Annotated in this window: 20 protein-coding genes; 12 read left to right on the forward strand and 8 right to left on the reverse strand. The window is 32.6% G+C overall.

Annotation, left to right across the window (positions count from 1 at the left end; all coding sequences use genetic code 11):
* Window positions 1-57: 57 nt before the first annotated feature.
* Together ABID96_RS05745 and ABID96_RS05750 are read right to left on the reverse strand one after the other, a co-directional pair.
* Complete coding sequence (locus ABID96_RS05745; RefSeq protein ID WP_192601205.1) at window positions 58-837, reverse strand: HipA family kinase; 780 nt, start codon at window positions 835-837, stop codon at window positions 58-60.
* Window positions 830-1,936, reverse strand: a complete 1,107-nt coding sequence (locus tag ABID96_RS05750) for a glycosyltransferase family 4 protein (RefSeq protein WP_192601206.1) — start codon at window positions 1,934-1,936, stop codon at window positions 830-832. Before ABID96_RS05750 ends, ABID96_RS05745 begins: the two co-directional genes overlap by 8 nt.
* A gap of 417 nt (window positions 1,937-2,353) precedes the next feature.
* Here ABID96_RS05750 and ABID96_RS05755 point away from each other — a divergent pair, with 417 nt between their 5' ends.
* From ABID96_RS05755 to menC, 5 genes are read left to right on the forward strand one after another with little or no spacing between them, the layout of a single operon-like run.
* Complete coding sequence (locus tag ABID96_RS05755; RefSeq protein ID WP_192601207.1) at window positions 2,354-3,208, forward strand: MurR/RpiR family transcriptional regulator; 855 nt, start codon at window positions 2,354-2,356, stop codon at window positions 3,206-3,208.
* A 28-nt stretch (window positions 3,209-3,236) separates the two neighbouring features.
* Window positions 3,237-4,382, forward strand: coding sequence for an amidohydrolase (locus ABID96_RS05760; protein ID WP_192601208.1), 1,146 nt, complete (start codon window positions 3,237-3,239; stop codon window positions 4,380-4,382).
* Window positions 4,383-4,397: 15 nt separating this feature from the next.
* Complete coding sequence (locus tag ABID96_RS05765; RefSeq protein ID WP_192601209.1) at window positions 4,398-5,879, forward strand: amino acid permease; 1,482 nt, start codon at window positions 4,398-4,400, stop codon at window positions 5,877-5,879.
* A 23-nt stretch (window positions 5,880-5,902) separates the two neighbouring features.
* The gene (locus ABID96_RS05770) at window positions 5,903-6,724 is read left to right on the forward strand and encodes a GNAT family N-acetyltransferase (protein WP_192601210.1); all 822 of its coding nucleotides are present in this window, start codon (window positions 5,903-5,905) and stop codon (window positions 6,722-6,724) included.
* Between the two features lie 18 nt (window positions 6,725-6,742).
* On the forward strand, window positions 6,743-7,849 hold the full coding sequence (gene menC, locus ABID96_RS05775) for an o-succinylbenzoate synthase (protein WP_192601211.1): 1,107 nt from the start codon (window positions 6,743-6,745) through the stop codon (window positions 7,847-7,849).
* 51 nt (window positions 7,850-7,900) lie between these two features.
* Here menC and ABID96_RS05780 read toward each other — a convergent pair whose 3' ends face one another.
* From ABID96_RS05780 to ABID96_RS05790, 3 genes are read right to left on the reverse strand one after another with little or no spacing between them, the layout of a single operon-like run.
* The gene (locus ABID96_RS05780) at window positions 7,901-9,100 is read right to left on the reverse strand and encodes a DUF4129 domain-containing protein (RefSeq protein ID WP_192601212.1); all 1,200 of its coding nucleotides are present in this window, start codon (window positions 9,098-9,100) and stop codon (window positions 7,901-7,903) included.
* 42 nt (window positions 9,101-9,142) lie between these two features.
* Window positions 9,143-10,339 carry a DUF58 domain-containing protein gene (locus ABID96_RS05785; protein ID WP_192601213.1) on the reverse strand — a complete coding sequence of 399 codons (1,197 nt, stop codon included), beginning with the start codon at window positions 10,337-10,339 and terminating at the stop codon, window positions 9,143-9,145.
* Window positions 10,339-11,289: an AAA family ATPase gene (locus ABID96_RS05790; protein WP_192601214.1), complete on the reverse strand. Its 951-nt coding sequence runs from the start codon at window positions 11,287-11,289 to the stop codon at window positions 10,339-10,341. The genes ABID96_RS05785 and ABID96_RS05790 overlap by 1 nt, the downstream gene beginning before the upstream one ends.
* A gap of 404 nt (window positions 11,290-11,693) precedes the next feature.
* Here ABID96_RS05790 and ABID96_RS05795 point away from each other — a divergent pair, with 404 nt between their 5' ends.
* The 7 genes from ABID96_RS05795 (at window position 11,694) to ABID96_RS05825 (ending at window position 18,854) form a co-directional block, all read left to right on the forward strand.
* Window positions 11,694-12,098, forward strand: coding sequence for a hypothetical protein (locus ABID96_RS05795; RefSeq protein ID WP_088000067.1), 405 nt, complete (start codon window positions 11,694-11,696; stop codon window positions 12,096-12,098).
* A gap of 568 nt (window positions 12,099-12,666) precedes the next feature.
* Window positions 12,667-14,367: a HAMP domain-containing methyl-accepting chemotaxis protein gene (locus tag ABID96_RS05800; protein ID WP_192601215.1), complete on the forward strand. Its 1,701-nt coding sequence runs from the start codon at window positions 12,667-12,669 to the stop codon at window positions 14,365-14,367.
* 407 nt (window positions 14,368-14,774) lie between these two features.
* Window positions 14,775-15,755: a CapA family protein gene (locus ABID96_RS05805; RefSeq protein ID WP_377897033.1), complete on the forward strand. Its 981-nt coding sequence runs from the start codon at window positions 14,775-14,777 to the stop codon at window positions 15,753-15,755.
* Between the two features lie 294 nt (window positions 15,756-16,049).
* Window positions 16,050-16,598: an RNA polymerase sigma factor gene (locus ABID96_RS05810; RefSeq protein ID WP_192601216.1), complete on the forward strand. Its 549-nt coding sequence runs from the start codon at window positions 16,050-16,052 to the stop codon at window positions 16,596-16,598.
* Window positions 16,595-17,068: an anti-sigma factor family protein gene (locus ABID96_RS05815; RefSeq protein ID WP_088000070.1), complete on the forward strand. Its 474-nt coding sequence runs from the start codon at window positions 16,595-16,597 to the stop codon at window positions 17,066-17,068. The genes ABID96_RS05810 and ABID96_RS05815 overlap by 4 nt, the downstream gene beginning before the upstream one ends.
* Window positions 17,068-17,529, forward strand: coding sequence for a hypothetical protein (locus ABID96_RS05820; protein WP_192601217.1), 462 nt, complete (start codon window positions 17,068-17,070; stop codon window positions 17,527-17,529). Before ABID96_RS05815 ends, ABID96_RS05820 begins: the two co-directional genes overlap by 1 nt.
* Window positions 17,526-18,854, forward strand: a complete 1,329-nt coding sequence (locus ABID96_RS05825) for a DUF4097 family beta strand repeat-containing protein (RefSeq protein WP_192601218.1) — start codon at window positions 17,526-17,528, stop codon at window positions 18,852-18,854. Before ABID96_RS05820 ends, ABID96_RS05825 begins: the two co-directional genes overlap by 4 nt.
* A gap of 65 nt (window positions 18,855-18,919) precedes the next feature.
* Here the strand turns inward: ABID96_RS05825 and ABID96_RS05830 are convergent, their stop codons facing one another.
* The 3 genes from ABID96_RS05830 to ABID96_RS05840 are packed head-to-tail and all read right to left on the reverse strand — an operon-like array spanning window position 18,920 to window position 21,488.
* Window positions 18,920-19,846 (reverse strand): metal ABC transporter substrate-binding protein, encoded by a 927-nt coding sequence (locus tag ABID96_RS05830; protein ID WP_192601219.1) that lies wholly within the window; start codon window positions 19,844-19,846, stop codon window positions 18,920-18,922.
* A gap of 20 nt (window positions 19,847-19,866) precedes the next feature.
* A complete protein-coding gene (locus tag ABID96_RS05835) occupies window positions 19,867-20,742 on the reverse strand; it encodes a metal ABC transporter permease (protein WP_192601220.1) in 876 nt (291 codons plus the stop codon).
* Complete coding sequence (locus ABID96_RS05840) at window positions 20,739-21,488, reverse strand: metal ABC transporter ATP-binding protein (RefSeq protein WP_192601221.1); 750 nt, start codon at window positions 21,486-21,488, stop codon at window positions 20,739-20,741. Before ABID96_RS05840 ends, ABID96_RS05835 begins: the two co-directional genes overlap by 4 nt.
* Between the last annotated feature and the right edge of the window lie 288 nt (window positions 21,489-21,776).

Consider the following 21,776-nt stretch of genomic DNA (forward strand, 5'->3'; position numbering starts at 1 on the left):
TGTTTAAAGCAAAAACGACTTCTAATAGATAGGAGTCGTTTTTATTTTCAATATTTTTTATGGTGTGTTTTTAATGGGACGATAAACATTTTTTAAAAACTTTTTCAAAAGTAGTGGAAGAATTTTTTTTCGACGGTTGACGAGTCTACCAACAATTGCTTTTTTTTCTTCTTTTGAAACCATCCAATCTTCAGGAATACATTCAACAATTTCTTCTAATAAAAGGACTGGAACAGTTTGAATAATATTTAAATGTTTTTTAAACTCTTTCTCATCTTCAATAAAGCCCACCATTAATTGGTGTGTAGCACTCTTCATAATTTTCTGAGGCAAATTTTCTATTTCCGGAATTAACCAACTGTAAGAACCAAAAACCTCTGCATGATCAATAATCCATAAATGATAGTTATTCGAGTCTTCCTCATGCAATAGAATATTTTTTCGTGTTCGGTCTTCATTATAAAGCCAGTAATCAAATAATATGATTCCTGCAAGACTTCTAGCATTTACGATATGTTGAATTGTTGAAACTTGATGGCCGTCCTTGCAGTTCGGTACATATAACGAAGCAAATTGATACTGAGAATTATTGATTACTTCTTCCGTTAAATCAGGAATTTCGGATGAAAATTCAACTGGAATTTGGACAATTTGAGCGAATGGAATAGGCAAATCTAAATATCTAGCTATGCAATATGCAATCCATTCATTGGGTAATGCTTTTTCGAAGCCAGTGTGAAAGTACTTAACAACATAATCTCTGCCATCACTAAAAGTAATTAAATACGAATTCGATTTACCCTCAAGTTTTTTGACAAAGGAGACTGGCTCAATCATCGTACTTCACCCCATCCTCTTTTTGCCCAATTTGTAAAAGTATTTGAAGATAAATATCGGCAACTTTTTCGATTGCAAAATGTCGATCTACGTGCCTTGTTGCTGCTTTGGACATTTTTTCGTGATGAACTGGATTATCTAAAACAGAATAAATTTTCTTAACAGCGTCTTGCACATCATGGCCACGATACAATTTTCCAGTTTTTCCGTTCATAACAAGTTCCGATATTGGCATAATGTTTGAAGCAACAACTGGAACACCACATGCCATGGATTCTATAAATGTATTTCCAAATGATTCAGATTTAGTTGTAGCTAAAGAACATCCTCCAGATTGAAGCACCTTTGCATAAACATGAGGCATTTGTTGATAGGGAATGACTGGAAACCATTTAATGATATCAGTCAGATTCTCTTCCTTCCATGTCATGGCAAATTCCTCTCTTTGTACACTTTGTGCGCCACCTATCAACCATATTTCAATATCTTTCCGTTCACTATTAATTGTTTTCGCTATTTCTACGAGCATTGGCCAATTTTTGCGCTTATCAACTCTCCCAATCCAACAAACCACTTTCTTATCTTTAGGTAGAAGCGGTTCGTTTTCAAAATCTATTTCATTTTCTGCTAATGGACGAAAAAAAGACGTGTCGACGCCATTGTAGATGACATTGATCGGGATGTTATCAGTTAAGATAGAAACTAATCTTTTTTGATAATTAGAAGGAACAATAATGGAAACAGGCTCAATTGTTCTAAACTTTTTTAAATGTGGCTGCAGTTTAATTAATTCTGGTGTCCGAGCTTCAACAATAACAGGACCTTTATAATTTGCTTTTCGAATCCATTTATAAGCGGCCCCCGTATCTACTACAATGATTGCATCATAGGCATTGTTTTTTATGATATCAATAATTTTATTTTCATCTTTCGTTAAATAAACAGTAGCAACATCTTCCATAATGTGAAGTCCACCGTGGTCTGTTGTGTAAAGGAATTCGGTTTCAATTCCATATTTTTTAAAATAAATTGCCCGGTTCCTCCAACCAGCATTTACTCCTCCAACTGTTAAAAGGCGCCAGATTACAAGGACTTTCAAATTTTTCCCTCCTCATTTAACTGGTTTCATATGATCTATAACTGAACAGTACCAGTATTCGATTTAAGTTTCCAGAATGTTTTCAAACTATCATTTTGTTAACCATTTGTGGTTGAGCAATTCACTACCCACGGTTGGCTATTAAATTGTATAGAAGTCCTAATTTATTTAATTCAATTTTTATTAATTTGTAAGGGCATGTGACTAAAAAAAAGAAATTTAATCAACGAATGTACTATGTTTCTATCTTTAAAAAATAAGAAGGGGGTTAATGAATAGGTTGATTAATAATCTGAAAATTAAAAATGTATTTGTTTTATGTATGAATTATGATATTGTATAAATAATAAATGAAGGATTAACTGCAAAATTATTAAAGAATGAAGTTAAAACTTCAGAGGTGGAAGGATTATAATCATGGAACAAATATCATTTAAATTGTTAGTAAAAGAAAAATTTTCTCAGCTTTCACCCGGACAAAAGAAAGTGGCTAATTATATGATTGAGCATTTGGAAGAAAGTGCTTTTAAAACTGCTTATCAAATTGGTAAAGAGGCAGATGTTAGTGAAACAACTGTCATAAGGCTTTCATATGCGCTATCGTTTGAAGGGTTTAGTGATATGCAAATCAATATTCAAAAACAATTTCTTCAAATGAATAAATCAGATATCACAAATGGGGAAATGAAGAAAGAGGAACAAAATAACGAAGATACATTTTCAAAAGTAATTGAAAATGAAGTAAATATTTTAAGAAATTTATTGGAACCTTCAAATGTCCAAGAAGTTTGGAAAGCTGTTGATGCATTAATGAATGCTGATCAAATTTTAATTGTTGGTCATCGAATTTCACATGTTGCTGCATATTGGTTTTCTAGCACGTTAAGCTCTTTAAGGGAAAATGTTTATTTATGTACGCCGGCAGGAGATTTTTATGAAAAATTTAGTAATTTAACGAAGCAATCAGTTGTTGTTGCATTTTCTTTTCCGCGTTATGCAAAAGACACCCTCACGATATGCGAATGTACAAAAGAGCATGATATTCAACTAATTTCGGTGACTGATCGATTATTGTCTCCTATCGGACGAATTGCTGATATTGTCTTAACTACTGAAGAAAACGTTGAGAGTGGAACAAATTCGATTGCATCAGTCATTAGTCTATTAGATTTAGTCATTGCAGGAATTTATAAAAAAGATCGAAAAAAAGTTCAATCATATCAACAGAAATTAGAAAAGCTTTATTCAAATTATGAGGTATTTATTGAATAAAGCTTTTAAAGAAGGAGGCTATTAAAATATGAATCCAATTGAATATATTGATCTACATAAAAACGCCATTCTAGAAACATATCATGACTTACATTCGTTAGCCGAACCGAGTTGGGGGGAAGAACAAACCTCTAACTATATTAGAAATAGATTGGAAGAAGCAGGTTTCCATGTTAAGACTTTTCAAACTCATTATGGGCTGATTGCTGAACTAAAAGGAGAAATAGAAACAGTCGTTGCGGTTAGAGCAGATATGGATGCTTTAGTACAAGAAGTAGACGGAGTTGTAAGAGCTAATCATTCTTGTGGACACGATGCACATAGCACAATGGTACTTTACACTGCACTTGCACTCGCATCAAGTGGTATAAAGCCAAAACATACGATTCGGTTTATATTTCAACCTGCAGAAGAAAAAGGTGAGGGAGCACTTCAAATGATGGAAGATGGGGCTTTAGAGAATGTCATTTCATTATTTGGTATTCACGTTCGTCCAAAGTCGGAAGTTCCATTTTTACATGCATCACCAGTCATTATTCATGGGTCTGCTGAAACGATCAGAGGCACATTTAAAGGTCGTCAAGCACATGCCTCTCGTCCACAAGATGGAATTAATGCAATTGAAATGGCTACTTTACTTGTCATGAAATTAAAGGCATTAAAAATTGAAACTGACACACCTTTTTCAATAAAAATGACGCAGCTTCAAACAGAAAATGAAGCATCAAATGTCATACCTGAAACAGCTACATTTACTCTTGATGTACGTGCGCAAACAAATGAAGTGATGGAAATATTAAACGAAACTGTTACTTATATTTTTAGCGAAATCATGGATGAGACTAAGGGGACAATGACTTGGTCAATGGAAGAATTTGTACCAGCGGCCGTTTTACATGAAGGTGCAACGGAGATTGTCGCAAGAGCGATTGCTGACATTCTTGGCGCTAAATATGTAGTTCCTAAGTGTATCTCTAATGGTGGTGAGGATTTCCACTTTTATACAAACAGATATCCTAACATTGCTGCAACAATGATTGGATTAGGGTGTGATCTCAATTTTGGTCTACATCATCCACAAATGAATTTTAATTTAGATGCGCTTCATTATGGTACCAAAATATTAATTCAATCAGTGTTAATAGCATTAGAAGAAAGCACGACTTTAATCTAAAAAAGAGGTGAAATGATGCAAAATGGAACAAATATTTCTCAACCGACTTTGAAAACAAACACTGCACCAAATCATTTAGATCGTAAATTAAAAACGAGACATCTTTCTATGATCGCGATAGGAGGAACAATTGGTACAGGATTATTTTTGGCAAGTGGATCAATTATTCATACTGCTGGACCTGGTGGGGCGTTATCAGCCTATTTAATTGCTGGTATAATGGTTTACTTTTTAATGACAAGCTTAGGAGAAATGGCAGCATTAATTCCAATCACTGGTTCATTTAGTACGTATACATCAAGATTTGTTGATCCAGCGTTAGGCTTTGCGGTTGGATGGAACTATTGGTATAACAATGCAATAGTTGTTGCACTCGAACTGGCAGCGTCTGCCATTATTATGAAGTATTGGTTTCCATCAGTCCCTGGAATCGTATGGAGTATGATTTTCCTTTTACTGATTTTTGGTCTAAATATTTTAACTGTAAAAGGGTATGGAGAATCAGAATTTTGGTTTGCGATTATTAAAGTAATTACAATTATTATCTTTATTACTGTAGGACTCCTTATGATATTTGGCATCATGAATGGACATACTTCAGGATTTGATAACTTTACTAATGGTGAGGCTCCATTTAAAGGAGGATTTCTATCAATCATTAGTGTGTTTATGGTCGTTGGATTTGCTTTTCAAGGAACAGAATTAGTTGGGATTGCTGCTGGCGAAAGTGAGAATCCGAGAAAAAATATCCCTAAGGCAATCAAACAAATTTTCTGGCGTTTGCTTTTATTTTATGTCCTTGCGATTTTTGTTATTGGGTGTCTAATTAGCTATAATGACCCACAATTATTAAGCTCTGATATTGAAGATATTGCGGTGAGTCCTTTTACACTTGTATTTAAAAATGCTGGAATTGCTATGGCTGCATCTGTCATGAATGCTGTTATTTTAACGTCTGTATTGTCTGCTGGAAATTCCGCATTGTATGGTGCATCAAGGGTTGTGTGGGTTCTAGCAAAGGAAGGGAAAGCACCTGCATTTCTAAAAAAAGTAAATTCTAATGGCATTCCTACAAATGCAATCTATTTATCTACAATCATTGGGATGGCTGCTTTTCTTACTTCACTTTTTGGAGAAGGGACAGTATATACATGGTTATTGAATGCTGCTGGATTATCAGGTTTTCTTTCTTGGTTAGGAATTTCAATTACACATTATCGTTTCCGAAAAGCATACATAGCGCAAGGGAGAAAATTAAGTGATTTACCATATGTATCAAAATGGTATCCATTTGGACCAATTGTTGCAACGATTCTTTGTGTCATCGCAATACTTGGTCAAAATTATTCTGCATTCACTGGTGGACAAATTGATTGGTATGGTATTTTTGTTTCTTATATTGGCTTACCATTGTTTTTATTAGCTTATTTTGGTTATAAAATCTTGAAAAAAACAAAAATGGTTCCTTTAAAACAAGCAGACTTTAGTCAAGAATAATAAAAAATCAAAGGGGGATCTTCATGACTAAGACAAATCAGATTACCATTCGTTCCCTACAATTAATTGAAGAACTTGAAGAAGTTAGAAAACTAGAATCCTCAATTTGGGGAGAGAATGATTCAATTCCAACACATCAAACGTTAACTGCTGTAAAGAATGGTGGACTTGTTTTAGGTGCCTACGATGATCAGAAACTAGTTGGATTCCAATATAGCTTTCCTGGATTCGATGGTAATTCACTTTATCTTTGTTCACACATGTTGGGAATCGATAAGGCATATCGAAATAAAGGGATTGGAAACCTACTTAAAATTGCACAACGTGAAGAAGCGCTTGAACTTGGTTATTCTCTTATCACATGGACCTATGATCCCCTAGAAAGCGTGAATGGTTATTTAAATATTGCTAAACTTGGTGGGATTTGTTGTCATTATGTTGAGAATTGTTACGGAGAGATGGATGATCTACTTAATAATGGTATTCCATCAGACCGTTTCCTTGTAGAATGGCATATCAGAAAAGATACAAAAAATGGTAAGCAATTAGATGACATTGAATTAAATCAAGTATTACTTGAGTCAGTTATGCAGTGGAACCTAAACGAAGAAGGATTTCCGGTGCCAAGTAAACAATTAACGAAGATAGAGAAAAAGCTTGCATTTGTTGCTATTCCAAAAGATTTTCGATCAATAAGAGATCATAATCTTCAACTTGCACAAGAGTGGAGAATGATAACGAGGTATGTATTCACGAAGTTATTTTCAAATGGTTGGAAGGTCATTGATTTTCATAAGAATGACAAGTCCGAATTACCCGTTCAATTTTATGTATTAAGTAAATAGAATAGGAGAGTTTTAACTATGAAAATTAAACAAGTCATTTTACGCCATATGAAGCTAGATTTATTACATCCATTTACAACAAGCTTTGGAACTGAATATGACCGAGAATTCATTTTAGTTGAAGCAATTAGTGAGGATGGAATTTCTGGTTGGGCTGAATCAGTTGCGATGTTAGATCCTTTATATAATGAGGAAACAGTAAAAACAAATCGTCATATACTTGAAGATTATTTAATTCCGATTGTATTAAATAATGAAATCTCGCATCCTAATGAACTATCAGAAAAGTATTTTGCTCATATTCGTGGGAATTATATGGCAAAGTCGGCAATAGAAGGTGCAGTTTGGGATCTATATGCTAAGCAGGAAAATATTTCGCTTTCAAAAGCACTAGGTGGAACAAAAAAAGAAATTGAAGTTGGAGTTAGTATTGGGATTCAAGACAGCATAGATGCAACAATAAATATAATACAATCACGTTTAGAAGAAGGCTATAAGCGATTTAAACTAAAAATCAAGCCAGGTTGGGATGTTGAATTAATAGATAAAGTACGTAAAGTTTATCCGGATATTCCATTAATGGCTGATGCAAACTCGGCTTATACTTTAGCTGACCTTGAGCATCTAACAGCATTAGACCTATACAATTTAATGATGATCGAACAACCATTAGCTTATAACGACATTATTGATCATGCTGAGCTTCAGAATAGAATGGAAACAGCTATTTGTCTTGATGAAAGCATCCATTCATTAGACGATGCGAGGAAAGCTTTAAAACTAGGAAGTTGTAAAATTATTAATATCAAAGTTGGAAGAGTCGGTGGTTTAACACAAGCAAAGAAAATTCATGATTTATGTCTTGAAAATGGAATACCTTTATGGTGCGGTGGGATGCTAGAATCTGGTATTGGAAGAGCACATAATATTGCAATTACCTCCTTACCAAACTTCATCTTACCTGGCGATACAGCCGCATCTTCACTATACTGGTCAGAAGATATCATTAAACCAGAGGTAACAGTAGTAAATGGCATCATTAAGGTACCAAGCTCTCCAGGGATTGGATATGAGCCAGATATTGAAAAAATTAATAAGTATACAATCTCAAAAAAATATTTGTAGCATAAAAAAACAAGGGTTAAAAGTCTATAAACTTCTAACCCTTGTTTTATTTTAGTTTTTCTTCGTTTTATCCTTTGTTCGGTCTTTTATCACTTTTTTTAATGTTTGGAATTCCTTTTCATAGTATTTTTCATTATAATCTAATATCCCATTTCCATAACGAACTTGCTCGTACGCATGTAGAAGGTCTTGATGTTGTTGGAATTCAGCACGTTGAAACCATTCATTTAAGGTCTCGTGTTCATGCCTACTAAGATCGTGTTTTTGTGCAAATTTTTGAAGTTGGAATATTAATTTGCGAATATGCTCTGATGGGGCAGAATAATTGAAAAAACGTCTTTTTATTTTTGTGTTTTCTTTAAATGTAAGTTGGTCAATTTCTAGTGGTGGTTGTTGTAAAGTTTGTTCAACTTTTATGAATTTAAACTTATATAAATAAATGGCAATCACAATACAGATTAAAATGAAAATAATCAACCAAGACCAAGAAGGTATATCGGATATGAAGCTGTTATCTTTTTGTGTCTGTGGTAGTTTAACTAGATTTTGCCTTAGCTCTTCTTCTTCTCCCTTAAGTTTAGGTTGAAGATGAATATCTTCTAAGAGATTGAATAAAGGGGCTGCCATAAAGCCTACTAATTTGAGTAAACCATCGAGTAATTTAACAATTCCCCATTTCACCGTAGGAATAAAGACAGTTACAATTGAAGCTAAAATTACCGCAATTGAAAGGGCTCCGAATAAGCCATTCACATTTTTAAGCGCATCTTTATGAACCGCTTGCTGTAAAAAACGTCCAAAGCTAAAAAGGACTGTAAAACCAATCGAAATCCCATACAGCACATTTATATACGAATAATTTACAATCCAACCATAAAATAATATGAAAAGGCCACTGCAATAGAATAGAACTTGAAATTGATGCCTTTCTTCGATCCAAAGCGATGAATCAATTGAAAATGATTTCATACGGAAAAATAGAAAACTAGCACATGCGATCGCTGTAATTTGATCGAGTCCGAGAACATATCCGATTCCACCTGCTACGATTCCGGTAAGGAAAGGGATTAATTGTGTTACTTGTTTTTGCCGTAGAATGAAAAATAAACTGATATTTCCTACCAAACAAACACTAAGAAAGCTGAATAAAGGTGGAAGTTGATTTGATGAAAAATTAAATAAGCATAAAAGAAGATATACATATAAGCATTCTAATGAAAAATAATAATTAGGAAGTATACGTTTAATCATAATGTACCTCTCATTTTCCTCTTACTTGAAACAAAACGATCGTCAAAGTGGTACGATTGAAGGATGTTGTTCATCATCTTGAAGATAGTAAACTTTTTGTCCTCTTTTTTGCATTTGAGCGAAAGAGCGATCACCCTCACGCCCAAAAGGGCCACATAGGATTACGACAGGTGATTTTAGTTGTTGTTTTTCTACAAAATGTAATAGTTTTGAAATCGGTTGAGTACTTCTTTCACGATTTATACGAGCAAGTATTTCAAAGGTTTTTCCTAATTGTGTTGATCCCCCACCTACTGGTAAGTGATAAACTGGAATGCCACTTTCCATGTTCAAATTCAGTACAATTTCGTATTCAATATTCTTTAAAGTAGCGTATCTAGCCATATAAGCTATATTACTAGCAATTGAATCAAGATTTTCTATCACATTCATACGATAATTCGGTAAGTCTATATCACGTAAATTAATGATAAAAGTCCATGAGTATTCAGCAGTCCTCTCAAATACCTTCGTTTGTAAGACTTGAGCCTTTGCACTTTGTTTCCAATGAATTCGTTGGAAAGGGTCAGAATAAACATAGTCTCTAGTACCAATTGGAGCTAAAACATCCTCGAACATACTCGAAGAGGATGAAAAGTAACCATATGATTTTGTAGCGATTAACTGTTTAATTTTAGGTACAGGAATTAGAGTAGGATATATGACAATTTCTTGATGCAAAAATGGGATATATAATAGTTCTACATAACCTATTCCAAAGAAATTCGTAACAGTGATTTCCAGTGACTTCACTCTAGTAACGCCTCTTTTTACAGCGGTTAGAGGAAGCGAAACTTGTACACTTTCTTTCCCTTTAATTTGAAAAGGTATAGTCAACTCTAAATCTCTTTTATCTGAACTTGAGCTTGAATGTAAATTAGGACCTTCAATAATGGGTTCTAATTTTATCCGAAGAGTTGCATGTATGATTGGTAGTCTACTAAGTTGAGTGAATTTAAGTGGAAGTTTAAATTCTTCTCCAACAGAAACTTTAATTGATTCCTTGTTATTTTCAATAACAAGATGATCTGAAACATGTTGTAAATAATATTTGCCCATCCAACTCATGACAATTAAGAGAGTGCCTAGAAACATTAATAAATATGAAGATTGATAGAAATTGATAATCAGAAAGAAGATACCAATTACAGATAATCCATCTAATGAATTTCTTCCAAAGACTTCTTTTTTCCAAATCATTATTTATTCGCTCCGGCTTCAACAGGTACAGCTACATTTTTTAAAATAGAATCCAGCACTTGGACATTATTCTTTTTCAAAGAGCCTTCCAACGTTAATACTAAACGGTGTGCCAACATATAAACTGCAACATCCTTTACATCTTGGGGAGTTACATATGTTCTAGTGTTTATAAATGCTCGGCCTTGAGCACATCTCATCAATGCAAGTGTTCCTCGGGGACTTACACCCATTTGAATATCCTCGTGTTGGCGAGTTTCCTGAACAATACTTAAAATATAATCTTCAACCTCATCGGAAATATGTATATTTTTAACTTCCTGTTTAATTTGAGTAATTTCATCTAAAGTAAATATTTGATTCAAATTTGAAAAAGGAGAATTTGTTCGATGTGTTTGCATCATTTTCTTTTCCTCTTCAAAAGTAGGGTAATCAAGTTTGATTTGCATGAAGAATCGATCCATTTGCGCTTCTGGTAATGCGAAAGTACCTTGCTGAGATTCAATAGGATTTTGTGTAGCAATAACAATAAAAGGTGTTGGAAGTGAAATCGTTTCGCCATCGATTGTAACTTGGCGCTCTTCCATCACTTCTAGTAGACTTGATTGTGTTCTAGGGGTAGCACGGTTAATTTCATCAGCTAATAATATATTTGTCATTACAGGGCCAATTCTAAGTTGGAATTCTTGATGTTTTGGATGAAAGAATTGAATTCCTGTAACATCACTAGGTAATAAATCGGGTGTGAATTGAATTCTCTTAAATAATCCGTTGATCGTTTTAGCGAAGCTCTTTGCTAACTGAGTTTTACCTGTACCTGGAACACTTTCTAGTAAAATATGGCCATCATTAATAAGTGCAATAAAGATCATTTCTACAACTTCATCTTTACCGATTATGACTTTACCTATTTCGCTTTTTAGCTGTGATAACTTTTCAGAAATATTCATTTTACTCTCCTTTAATCTACTTGATCGTATCTTCAATACAGTGTTGAATATTATACAAAATATTCCAATTTTTTCGTCTTAAATATATTGTATAGGTATTTTGAAAGGTAGTCTATTTAAAAAATAATTGAAATCGAGGTACAGAATTTTAAAATACATTGATTTTAATAGAATATGATTAATATATTACTAGAAAGATTGAAAATATTTCATAAAAGTTGTACATTTTAAATTGGTAAAAAAATTGGAATATCTTGCCGATAATAATATTGATTCATCTTGAATGGAAGTATATATTGGAGAATCAATTCACACAGTTCAAATCGCATAAAAGTTAATTCTGTAAAGTAATCTTCCATTTTTTTATAAAATTATTGTCAGACTTTTATTGGAGCGAAGATCATATGAACAACCCTATTAATTGTGAAAGATGCTTTTCCTTAACGGTTCAAAATGGAAAAAGTAAATTATGTCAAAAGTGTCAGAAGATAGACAATGCTTGGTTAGAGATTGTATTAGATTATTTAAGAAAAAGAGAAAATCGAACTGCTACGATTGTGCAAGTGTTGAATGCTACACTTGTGAATGAAGAGTGGATCTATGATTGGGTTAGACAAGGGAAAATATTGCAGAGGCATTTTCCGAATATTGGATTGCCTTGCCCAAAGTGCGGTGAGAATTTGACTGATGGTGTTTCGTTATGTCCAAGCTGTTCGGGTAGTTTTGTAAAGGGCTTGGAGGAAGTAAAGGAAATTGAAGGACTTCAAGGAGATAAACATACAGCTACTTATTTTAAAAGAAATGAGTAATGGTTAGAAGAGTCTATTGTAGGCTCTTTTTTTGTTTTTGGGGGCTGTCTGGAAAAGAAGAGTGTTGAATTCCACTGCAGGTGCTCGCTTTCCATGGGGTGGGCGCTGAGCCTCCTCGAAAAAAGTAGGCATGCTAAAACCTCGACGTCCTGTCGTAACGCATGCATAACCCACTTCCTGTGGGCCTCCTGCGTGGGTCTCAGCTGTCCCGCATTTCTCATAGGAGTCGAGCACCTTCCGTTAAAGACTTTAAAAAAGAAGAGAGTTGATATACTAACAATCTTTTAAAAAGCTCCTTCATAGACATTTTGTCAAAAGAGCAAATTTAAGATGCAATCACTATATTTCCTTAGTTAACGATTCTAAAGGGGAAGCTTATATTTGTATAATAATAGATACCTAGTAATTTTAAATAAAAATTAGAATATTCTATACAATTATAGTTTTAAAAATTCAAAATTAACAGTTAATTATTATTCTAAGATTATTACTTTAATTTTTTGAATATTCGCCGATACATTTAAATGTAAAAGTAGATAGATATTGTTGTAATTAGGGGGAAGTATGGATGAAATGGACAATTGGTCGGAAATTAATATTTTCATTTATTCTAATATTAGTTATTATTTTAACGCTTAGCGCTTTTTCAATAACAAGTACATTTAGACTAAACAATAATACAAAAGAAGTAAGTAAAGAAGTTTTACCAAAGGTAGAGTTGATTGGGGAAATCAATTATATTGCAGAACATATTTTAAGTACGACTCAAAAGCATATGTTAAGTGATGATGAGTCTTATAAAAGAAAATATGAGTACGAATTGGAAGGTCAATATAAATTAATTGATCAGGCGTTTGCTGAATATAAAAAATTACTAGAAACAAAAGAAGAAAAAGCATTATTCGAAAAACTACATATTGAATGGGATGATTTTGTAGAAAAGAATGCAGAAATTCTTGAGTTAAGTAATAAGATGGATACAAAAAATGCTGTTTTGACATCATTTAGTGGAACAGCTCTATTTGATAAAATGCATACTGACTTAGATGCATTGATTAAAATGCACCAAAAACAAAGTAAGCAAATTAATGAAGACAGTAATAAAGAATTTACAAATGTTACTTACACAACTTTAATTAGTGTAATCGTTGCGTTTGTACTGACTATTTTAATCGCAGTTGTGTTAATCAGAAGTATTCGAAAGCCTTTAACAAAATTATCGACGCAAGTAAAGGAAGTTGCAGAGGGTAATCTTATACTAGAGCCTTTGAATATTAAAAATAAAGATGAAATTGGTGAATTAGCAAGTAATGTTAATACGATGACAGCTAATTTAAAAGAACTAATTGAAAGTGTTGTATATAATTCACAATTAGTTGCTTCAACATCAGAGGAATTGTCTGCAAGTGCAGAAGAAACAAGTAGGGCTTCTGAGCAAATTACAAGCTCGATCATTAACATTGCAGAAGGTGCTGAACAACAAGAAAAAAGTAGTTTAGAAGCCTTTACAGTTGTAAAAGAAATTTCAACAGGAATGGAACAAGCTGCTTCATCAATTCAAACAGTAGCGGAAAATTCACTTTCTACTTCTGAAAAAGCAGTTTATGGTAATAAAGTTTTAGTAAAAACAGTTAATCAGATGAACATGATTCATGATACGGTCAATAACACATCAAATATTGTTAATTCACTTGGCGAAAAGTCCGATGAGATTGGTAAAATTGTTACAATCATCACCGAAATTGCTGAGCAAACAAATTTATTAGCGCTAAATGCTGCAATCGAAGCTGCGAGAGCTGGCGAACAAGGTAAAGGATTTGCAGTTGTTGCAGACGAGGTTAAAAAACTAGCTGAACAATCTAGATCAGCAGCGGGACAAATTTCTGGTTTAGTAGGATTTATCCAAAATGAAGTCAAAAAAGTAATTACTTCAATGAATGAAGGTTCGATTGAAATTAAAAACGGTATTGACCTTGTGTCTGAATCTGGCGAAAACTTCAATCATATCGTTAAAATGATTGAAGAAGTATCTGCACAAACTCAAGAAGTATCTGCAATATTTGAGCAAATTAATGCTAGTTCACAAAGTATCATTAGTATAGTAGAAACAACTTCAGAAATTTCAGCAGAGGCATCAGGACAGTCACAAAGTGTGGCAGCTGCAGCTGAACAACAAAACGCTTCTATGGAAGAAATGTCTGCATCAGCAGATATTCTAAGTAAAATGGCAGAAGAGTTACAAGATACTGTTAAAACCTTTAAAGTATAATAAACATCACAGTCACTCATTTTCAAATGGGTGACTTTTTTGCGTAGATTTAGGCGGATTTTGATTTAATAGCTTTACGAAAAATAAAAGAGGGTCGATAATAAGAAGTGACGATGAAATAAACGCTACTATAAACAAGCAACTTAATAAAAAAAGTCTAATAAAAATAAAAATAGAATCCACTTACACTAGGAGAATCATCTTGAAAAAATTACTTCTCATGAGCACATTGTTACTTTTTATTCTCATTTATATAAAGAAAGAATATTTCTCCAACGAGCCAATTCAGAATCAAGCAATACACGAAGAAAAAAAAGATTAAAAAAATACCAACTTCTGAGCAAAAGCCTGAAAGTGAAAAACCGATTGTATCAAAAGCAACAATTGGAGCAATTGGAGATATACTGATTCATAATGAAGTTTATGAAGATGCGAAACAAAAAAATGGTTCATATAATTTTCATAAAATGTTTAAAGAAGTTAGATCGACAATGCAAAAGCCGGATATTCTTGTTGCAAATCAAGAAACTATGATTGGTGGGGAAAAACTAGGGTTATCAACCTATCCAGCGTTTAATAGTCCCTATGAAGTAGGTGATGCTTTAAAGTCTGCAGGTGTAGATGTTGTGACGCTTGCTAATAATCACTCACTTGATCGAGGAGAAGTAGCCATTAAAAGTGCAATATCTCACTGGGATCATATTCATATGCCGTATACTGGGGTATACAAATCAAAGGCAGACCAAAATAAAATTAGAACTTTAACAAAAAATAATATTCGATTTGCTTTTCTTTCATATACTTACGGGACAAATGGAATCCCAGTACCAAAAGGGAAAGACTATTTAGTGAATTTAATTGATAAACAGAAAATACAACAAGATGTTCAAAGAGCAAAAACAGTATCAGATGTAGTTGTTGTCTCGATGCATTGGGGAAATGAATATGAAAGATTGCCAAATCAATTTCAGAAAGATTTAGCGAAACAATTAGCGGATATGGGCGTTCAAATCGTAATTGGAAATCATACACATGTGTTACAACCACCAGCTTGGGTGACAGGTAAAACTGGTAATAAAGCTTTCGTATTATATTCTTTAGGAAACTTTTTATCAGCGCAGGATGAGTTATATGAACTAATTGGTGGGATCGCATCAATAGATGTCGTGAAAACGAAATATAAAGGTGTAGAAAAAATAGAATTAACAAATCCAAGTTTTACACCAACCTATAATTACTACTACAAAAATAAAAACTTTAAAATATTACCATTACAAAATATAAGTGAATCCTACCTTGTATATGGGGAGGGAAGATATAAGAACATCAAATCACACATGAGAACTTATATAAAGGATTTACATTTTGTGGAGCCCGTTAAAAATTAAATGCTCTCCACTAATAGATTGTTGCTTTGGGATTTGAATAATCAACTAACCATTCTTAAGTTAGCAACATTGACAACCTAAATAAAATAGGATTATAAAAAATTTCAAATCTATTGGAAAATCTATTTTGAATTGTTCCATTCAAAATAGATTTTTCTTTTTTTATCGAATAAAACTCTATTTATCAAGCATTACTAAAGCAATCTCAAAAAAAATAAAAAATTTTTTTTTTTTTGCAGGGTTTAATAAAAATGCTTCGTCTAATGTTATGAAGAGGAAAAGAGGTGATACAAAGTGGAGTCAGATGAGCAATTGGTAGATAGTATTTTAAACGGCAATCAACAACATTTTAGAGAACTAATTTTAAGGTACCAGTCTCGCGTGTTAGCAGTTGCCCTAAAAGTTACAAATAATCAAAAAGACGCAGAAGATATCTCGCAAGAAGTCTTTCTTCAATTGTATCGATCTCTTGGAAACTTTAACGGAGATTCTAGTTTTTCAACTTGGATTTATCGAATAACAATGAACAAAGCGATTGATTATAAACGAAAACAAGATAGGCAACTCGAACAAGAACCAGAAGATGTTATTTCATCATTACCTGAAACAAATCGTTTATCGCCAGAAGAAGCGTTATTAAAAAATCTAGATAAAGAACTAATTCATTCATATTTAATAGAATTGCCACAAGCTTATAGAGATGTATTAAAGTTATATTATTTTGACGAACTTTCATATAGTGAAATCTCAATGAAATTAAATGTTGCAGTGAAAACAGTTGAATCTCGTTTGTATCGAGCCAAACGTTTAATAAAAGACAAGCATAGAGGAGGGATCATTTGAAACACTTAACGACTGAACAACTTATTTCTTATCAATTAAAGGAGTTATCAAATAAAGAATCTCAACTTCTTGAACAGCATTTAGAAAGCTGCTCTGCATGTCAAAATGAATTAATCCTACTTGGCGAGCTTCATGAAGATTGGATGAACCCTACAAATTTAGAGCTTTCAGATGAGATGTTTGAAGAGATTATGATGAAAACAGAAGAAATGAATAAAGAAGTAATAAAATCAGAGCAACATTCAAAGCTTCATCATAAAAAGCGTTCGAATTCAAAATTAGTACGACTAGTTCATTTATCTCTTGCTGCAGCGGCAACTTTTTTATTTTTCCATTTTCAATTAGAAAAACAAATTACTAAGTCTAATCAACAAGTCGTTCAAACGATCGAACAAACTTCTAATTTATTAGAAAAAAGCGAAAAAGTGAATTTCACCATACCAAAAATTTGGAAAGGAATGAGTAAATAATGGAAGAAAGAACTTTAAAAAAACGTAAAATGGGGGTTTATATTTTATCCTTTTTACCTGGTCTAGGGCATTTTTATTTAGGACTAATGCAACGTGGATTGCAATTCATGCTACTTTTATTTGGCGCTATTTTTATGACACATATGGTTGAGATGTTTGCATTCTTTATTCCAATCATTGTGTTTTATAGTTATTTTGATGCGCTTCAATATCATAGTAAATACCGTGAAAATGAAGAACTAATTGATGAGCCTGTATTTAAACAAAATTTATTAAGAGTAAATAAAGCTGTAATCGCATGGATCTTTATCGGTTTTGGAGGTTTATCATTATTAGAAAACTCAGCAGATTATTTACAACTTAGTATAGATTTTAATATTCTATATAAAATCATTGTGAGCGCGGTATTTGTCATTATTGGGATTCGAATTTTAATTGGAAAACCTAAGGAGGAAGTATGAAGAATTGGAAAGTTGGCTCTATAACGGCAGGAGTCCTATTAATAGCAATTGGGATACTATATTTTCTTCAGAATTTTATTTCTCTTCCATATACAAAACTACTACTTAACGCATGGCCAATTGCTTGTATTTTATTAGGCATTGAGATATTAGTCTTCCATTTAATTAGAAAGGAAGATTCACTTAGATTTAGTTGGTTTAGTATTATATTATTAATTTGCGTTATGTTTGCATCAATTGCATTTAATTTTGGTCATATTGCTATAAAACAATTAGGAATAAATTTAAAATCTACAACTGTTGATATAAATGAAGAACAAAACATTCCGAATGATATAAATGAAATCATCATCGATGCACAAGATGGACAAGTGAATGTTCTTGGTACAAATTCACAAGCTTTAAAAGTAAATGGTAGTATGAGAATTCCAACTGACAATAAAAAGGATTCGAATGGTCAGCTTGAAGATTACTTCTCTATTAAAAAGCTCGGTAACAAATTATATGTAAAATGTGAAGAAGAAAAGTATTCATTCATAACATTTCATGATTCAGAAGCTAAATTAAACATAGAATTACCAAAAGACATTAGCACAAAGATAAACGTTGATAATGGTTCTATTGATCTACAAAATAAATCAAATAAAACAGAAGTAGAAATTGATGATGGCGAAATGAAACTAGAAGACGTTTCTGGTTACCTAATCGCGAGTGCAAATAATGGATCAATTACAGTACGAAATGTAGAGTTAAGTGATAACAGTAAGATAACAACAGATGATGGTGCTGTTGATATTGAAAACATAAAAGGAAAACTAGATGTAAAAGTTGCAAATGGATCAATCAGAGTAAATAAAGCAAATGTAACAGAAGAGAGTCAAGTTACGACAGAGGATGGTAATATTTCAATAATGAATATTGTAGGATCAATCGACATGACCTCAAGCCAAGGTACAATCAATCTTAGTCAAGCAAACTTAAAGGATCGTAGTAAGATTACAACAGAGGACGGAAATATAGATATAGAAGATTTTATTGGTGAGCTTTTTGCGAAAACAAGTAATGGTTCAATTACAATAGATGAAGCTAATTTAATAGGTAATAGTCAGATTACTTCAGAAGATGGTAATATTCAATTGAATATGAGTAAACAGCAAGATGTTACAATAAAGGCTGAAAAAGAAGATGGATCATTTGAAGGTAATATAGGGTGGAAATCGAACAAAAATGAAGAAGAAAATCAAAAACAAACAGTTATTTTAGGCGAAGGTACCTATCAATTATTTATTAAAACATCAAATGGAAACATTACTGTAAATAAATGATAGATTATAAGGTTTAAGATTCATAATACAAAATAAAACCCAAGCATTTAGCTTGGGTTTTATTTTTATTTGTTTAAAGCATCAATTATTGTTTTTGTATTCCATTCCATCATTTTATAATAAGTGTCGCCTTCCTCACCAGGTTTACCTAAAGAATCAGTAAATACTGTACCTACGATTGGCGCACCAGTTTCTCTAGATACAGTTTCCATACTTCTTGGATCAACACTTGTTTCAACAAATAATACTGGTACTTTTTTAGTATTGATTAGATCCACTACATTTTTTATTTGGCTTGGTGTACCTTGACCTTCAGAGTTAATCTCCCAAATATATCCAGATTGTAAATTGTAAGCTTTACTAAAATATTTGAATGCACCTTCACTAGTAATAAGGAATCTTTTATCCTCTGGAATTTTACTTATTGCTGTAATCGTTTCAGCATGAAGCTTTTCAAGCTTAGTAATATATCCATCTGCATTTGTTTGATAATAGTTCTTATTCTTCGGATCCTCTTTTATTAAACCATCACGTATATTTTTGGCATAGATGATTCCATTTTGAATATCTAACCATGCATGTGGATCAGTTTCACCCTCAAGTCCATTTGATTCTAAGTAAATGGGTGTTACGTTTTTACTAACCATATAAACTGGTGAGTTCTTATCTGATTTATTCGAGCTTTTTAATAGTTTTTTAAACCATGAATTGCCTTCCTCTAAGTTTAACCCGTTATAAAATACGATATCTGCATCGGTTGTTTTCATTAAATCCTTTGGAAGTGGATCATATTCATGAGGATTTGAACCAACTGGCGCTAAACTATGAATCTCAACCTTGTCACCACCAATATTTTTGACAATGTCATAAATAATTGAATAAGTAGTCACAACTTGTAGTTTTTTCTTATCGTTATTTGAATCCTTTGAGCAAGCAGTAAATGCTAGAAGGAAAATAAGAAGTAGTGGTAATAATATTTTTTTAAATTTCAAGAATGATTCCTCCTTTGTGATTACTTCTCCATCGATAAATTTGTTTTATTTTTCCTTGCTTTCATTAGCTTCCAAATTAATCCTTGAGAAGGAGAAAAGAAGAATGCCATTGCAAATAAAAATGCTGCTACAAGTACAATTGTTGCACCAGATGCTAAATTGTAAGTAAAACTAAAGTAAAGGCCAATGACCGAACAAATTACACCGATTGAAGCCGATAAATAAATCATGACCCATAGACGGTTTGTTAATAAATAGGCGGTTGCAGCTGGTGTAATTAACATCGCAACGACTAAGATGATTCCTACTGTTTGAAGTGATGCAACTGTAACCAGTGTTAGAAGCACCATTAAACCATATTGAATCAATTTAATCGGTAGCCCATAACTTTGAGCCATTGTTGGATCAAATGTAGATACTAGTAATTCCTTATAAAATAAGTAGACCAGACTAACGACAACGATTCCAATGCAGATTGTAATCCACATATCAGATGAACGAACCGATAATACATTACCAAATAAAATATGATACAGGTCTGCACTACTCTTCATAAAAGTGACTAGTATAATTCCCACTGCAAACACGGAAGTAAACATAATACCAATTGCCATATCATGTTTTATGCGACTATTTTGACTAACAAAACCAATGCCAATCGCTGTAAGTAAACCAGTTGCAACGGCTCCAATAAAGAAGTTAAATCCTAGCATATAAGAAATTGCTACGCCGGGTAAAACGGCATGAGAAATTGCATCTCCAATTAACGCCATCCCTCGTAGGACGATAAAACATCCAATTACTCCACAAATAATCCCTACAATAACTGATGTGAGTAAAGCCTTTTGTAAGAAATCATATTGCATGATGGCTTCTATAAAATGTAATACACTCATGATAAACTTACCTTTGCCCTTTCTTTAACATAATAAGTTTGATTAGAATATGCTTTTGAAATGATTTCTGGATCAAGTACTTCATTTACAGTCCCATATTCTACAAGACTACGATTCAGTAATAATAAATCATCAAAATACTTTTCTGCTTTACTTAAATCATGGTGCACGACAATAATCGTTTTCCCTGAATTTCTAAGTTCTTTCAAGATTTTGATAATTGTTTCTTCACTAGTCACATCAATACCAACAAATGGTTCATCTAAAAATAAGATGTCAGTATTTTGTACTAATGCTCTTGCTAAGAATACTCGTTGCTGTTGACCACCTGAGAGTTCACCAATTTGACGATTTTTAAAACTTTCCATTCCAACTTTTCTTAAACATTCAACAGCCCAATCTTTATCTTCTTTTTTAGGTTTCTTAAAAAATCCTAGGTTAGGATAAGTGCCTAATAAAACAACATCTAATACTGTTATTGGAAAATCCCAATCAATATCGCTTCTTTGTGGGACATAAGCAACAAATTTTCTGAAATTGCGAATCGACTGTCCAAAAATGCTAATAACCCCAGTGTCTCTAGGAATTAATTCAAGAATCGCTTTCATTAATGTAGATTTACCGGCACCATTTGGACCGATAATCCCTACTAATTTTCCTTTATCAACTTCAATTGAAACATTTTGAATAACTTGATTTCCTTGATAGGAAACGTAAAGGTCCTTTATTACTAATGCTTTACTCAATATTAAATCCCCCTTTTTTTACCTCGTCTATCTATTTTGCATTTGTGCAACTTTTTAAGTAAAAAAATTTGTCCTCTTAAAATTGTTGATGATAAGAAGAATATATTCGGTTAAATAAAAAACATGTGTAAAAAGTTGCGTTAAGGAAACTTTTTTATGTTTAATGAAATTTTAATTGTTCAGTACTACTTTGTAAAGAAAATACATTCATATTTACTCAATTTTTTTAGTTTAATAGTTTATCTCAAGTTTTGGTAACTTTATTTTAGCTTGAATCAAGTAAGGCTC

The organism is Gottfriedia sp. OAE603 (genome assembly GCF_040543965.1).
GTDB lineage: Bacteria > Bacillota > Bacilli > Bacillales > Bacillaceae_G > Gottfriedia > Gottfriedia solisilvae.

Excerpts from the sequence above, each read along its gene's own strand:
- ABID96_RS05745 (WP_192601205.1), bottom strand. The coding sequence starts at position 837 with ATGATTGAGCCAGTCTCCTTTGTCAAAAAACTTGAGGGTAAATCGAAT.
- ABID96_RS05790 (WP_192601214.1), bottom strand. The coding sequence starts at position 11,289 with ATGAATATTTCTGAAAAGTTATCACAGCTAAAAAGCGAAATAGGTAAA.
- menC (WP_192601211.1), top strand. The coding sequence starts at position 6,743 with ATGAAAATTAAACAAGTCATTTTACGCCATATGAAGCTAGATTTATTA.
- ABID96_RS05820 (WP_192601217.1), top strand. The coding sequence starts at position 17,068 with ATGGAAGAAAGAACTTTAAAAAAACGTAAAATGGGGGTTTATATTTTA.
- ABID96_RS05835 (WP_192601220.1), bottom strand. The coding sequence starts at position 20,742 with ATGAGTGTATTACATTTTATAGAAGCCATCATGCAATATGATTTCTTA.
- ABID96_RS05765 (WP_192601209.1), top strand. The coding sequence starts at position 4,398 with ATGCAAAATGGAACAAATATTTCTCAACCGACTTTGAAAACAAACACT.
- ABID96_RS05800 (WP_192601215.1), top strand. The coding sequence starts at position 12,667 with ATGAAATGGACAATTGGTCGGAAATTAATATTTTCATTTATTCTAATA.
- ABID96_RS05770 (WP_192601210.1), top strand. The coding sequence starts at position 5,903 with ATGACTAAGACAAATCAGATTACCATTCGTTCCCTACAATTAATTGAA.
- ABID96_RS05825 (WP_192601218.1), top strand. The coding sequence starts at position 17,526 with ATGAAGAATTGGAAAGTTGGCTCTATAACGGCAGGAGTCCTATTAATA.
- ABID96_RS05780 (WP_192601212.1), bottom strand. The coding sequence starts at position 9,100 with ATGATTAAACGTATACTTCCTAATTATTATTTTTCATTAGAATGCTTA.
- ABID96_RS05795 (WP_088000067.1), top strand. The coding sequence starts at position 11,694 with ATGAACAACCCTATTAATTGTGAAAGATGCTTTTCCTTAACGGTTCAA.
- ABID96_RS05760 (WP_192601208.1), top strand. The coding sequence starts at position 3,237 with ATGAATCCAATTGAATATATTGATCTACATAAAAACGCCATTCTAGAA.
- ABID96_RS05755 (WP_192601207.1), top strand. The coding sequence starts at position 2,354 with ATGGAACAAATATCATTTAAATTGTTAGTAAAAGAAAAATTTTCTCAG.
- ABID96_RS05785 (WP_192601213.1), bottom strand. The coding sequence starts at position 10,339 with ATGATTTGGAAAAAAGAAGTCTTTGGAAGAAATTCATTAGATGGATTA.